2 pseudogenes are annotated in these 557 nt (G+C 70.6%); both read right to left on the reverse strand.

The features are described 5' to 3' along the window. Positions 1–373: pseudogene (locus AC1DHL_RS29710) on the reverse strand (hypothetical protein); the annotation flags it as partial. Continuing rightward, a pseudogene (locus AC1DHL_RS29715) lies at positions 370–557 on the reverse strand (hypothetical protein); the annotation flags it as partial. The pseudogenes AC1DHL_RS29715 and AC1DHL_RS29710, both read right to left, overlap by 4 nt.

Here is a 557-nt window from a genome sequence, read left to right on the forward strand (position 1 = left end):
ACAACACCAGCGGCCACGCCGCCACGCGGAGCGCGATGCCGGTTGACAAGCCGGCCACGAACACCGTAGCGAATTTGGCGGCATTGACCATCGGCGACAGCCGCGCGAGGTCCAGTGCAATCGGCAGCATCCACAGCCCGTAGCCGAGCGCCGCCACCACCAGCAGACTCAGGGCGTGCGGCCGCAGCGCCGCCATCGTCCGGGCCTGCCAGCGCACCGGGGCCACCCGCGCGGACAGCCAGCCAGCGGCGAACACGGCCGGCAGCAGGCCCAGCATCTGCAGGGCCATCGAGGCTTCCAGGGGCTCCCGCAGCGGCGGGACGGCCAGGACGATCAGGACGGCGATCAACGCCAGGAATCGGACGACTCTCATCGCCCCACTCCGCCCGCCGCCGCATGGCGCAGGGCCAGCGCATAGGCCGCGTGGAAGTCTTCCAACTCGAAACTGCCCAGCACCACCCCGTGCGCATCCACCACCTGCAGGCCGCCGTTGTGGACGAAGCCACCGAAGCCGTCCGGAATGGCGATGATGTCGGCCTCGCGCAGCAGCGCTTGCA

The sequence above is a fragment of the Variovorax sp. 10L426 genome (genome assembly GCF_056395305.1).